The following is a 1,755-nucleotide window of genomic DNA, read 5'->3' on the forward strand; positions in this document are numbered from 1 at the left end:
CGCCGCGTGCGACGGCCGCCCGGCGGTCGCGCACGACCGCCGCGGGTGTTTCTCCATCGGTCCAAAGCTGCGCGGCAAAGCGGCCGTCGCCAAGGAAGCCGAGCGGCACATCGACCGTCCGCCCTGCTTCGTTGGTCATCGCGCCGACATACCAGTCGCGGGCCTTGCGGCGCGCGACGACGACATATTCGCCGATGTCGCCCGCGATGAAGCGCGTCTCGTCCCAGTCGGCGGGCACCGCCTTGATGAAATCGAATTCGGGCGCGGCGCGATAGAGGTCGGGGTTATCGGCAACGCTCTGCAGCGGGCTTTCATAGACGACGAACATCGCCAGCTGGTGCGCGCGCGTCGTCTGCACCTCAGGCGCGTTCCAGTGGAATTTGAAATCCTTGGGATCGACGTTGCGGAAGCCGCCCGGCGTATAGTCGATCGGCCCCAGCACCATGCGCGTGAAGGGAATGGTGACATTGTGCCGCGAGGTAATCGCGTTGCCCCATTTGTTATATTCGGCGCCCATCACGCCTTCCTGCGTGATATAATTGGGATAGGTGCGGTTCATGCCCGTTGGATGATAGGCCGAGTGCATGTTGACGAGCAGCTTGCGCTTCGTCGCCTCCTCCATCACGCGGTGGAAGAAACCGACCATCTCCTGGTCGTCGCGGTCCATGAAGTCGATCTTGATGCCCTTGATGCCCCAGCTTGCATAAAGGTCGAACGCGGGAACGAGCTTCTTGTCGAGCAGGTCCCACTGCACCCACAGCAGGATGCCGACATTCTTTTTGCGCGCATATTCGACGAGGGCGGGCATATCGAGATTGGGCCGGACCTTCAGGATATCGGCGTTGCTGAGATTGTTGGGGTCGTAGACGGGACGGAAGCTCCAGCCTTCGTCGAGCATCAGATAGGGAAAGCCCGATTCCGCGGCGAAATCGATGAACCGCTTGATCGAGGCCATCGTCATGCCCTCGCCCGCCGGCGGCGCCGGGTGCGGATCGGACCACCAGTCCCACGCCGCCTTGCCGGCCTTCACCCACGACATGTCGGTCTTCGGCTGCGGATTCAAATTGCCGATCAGGTTCGACGGGATCAGGTCGCCCGCATGGTCGGCGAGCATCACGACGCGCCAGGGCGTCACCATATCCTCCTTCGAAATATCGCGGAGCGCGCCAAGGCGGCGGTTGTCCCAGCGCAGCGAAATCTGCGAGGCCATTCCCAGCCCGCCATCCATGCGGCCGCGCAGATACAGCCCGCCATAGTCGGTGAGATCGGCCTCGGTCAGCAGGAAACTCGTCTTGCCCGACGCGGTCTTGCAAGTGAAGGGCGGGTCGTAGAGATGATACCAGCGGATCGCCGAGGATTTGACCGGCTCGTACATCCCCTCATGGCTCAAATCCATGCGGCCGGTGTTGAAGCCGTAGCAGCTGTAATCGGCCGGAAAATTGAACTGGGTCCGCTCGTTCATCAGCGACACTGATTTGAGCTGCGGCTGGACCGGCACGCGATAACGGAACGCGACCCCGTCGTCATAGGCGCGGATGATCAGGTCCATGCGCCGGCCGTCGCCGCGCTCGGTCATGGCGATCACGACTTCGTTGAAATGGTCGCGCGCGCTCGACGCCTTGGTTGCGATCAGCTTGTGCTCGACATCGACCGAGCGCCGGCTGCTTGATGCGAAATCGAAGGCGCCGAAATTCTTCGTATAGAGGATGTCCAGCCCGAGTGGCGACGGCGCGATCACCGTCTCGCCACGGCGCT

The 1,755-nt window shown here is 62.6% G+C and carries 1 protein-coding gene; it reads right to left on the minus strand.

Going from position 1 to position 1,755, the window contains the following annotated elements:
• Positions 1 to 1,755: glycoside hydrolase family 97 protein (locus VGD20_RS07905; RefSeq protein WP_331133922.1), on the minus strand; the 1,755-nt coding region annotated here is incomplete at both ends.

It is taken from the genome of Sphingopyxis sp. (assembly GCF_036402335.1).
GTDB lineage: Bacteria > Pseudomonadota > Alphaproteobacteria > Sphingomonadales > Sphingomonadaceae > Sphingopyxis.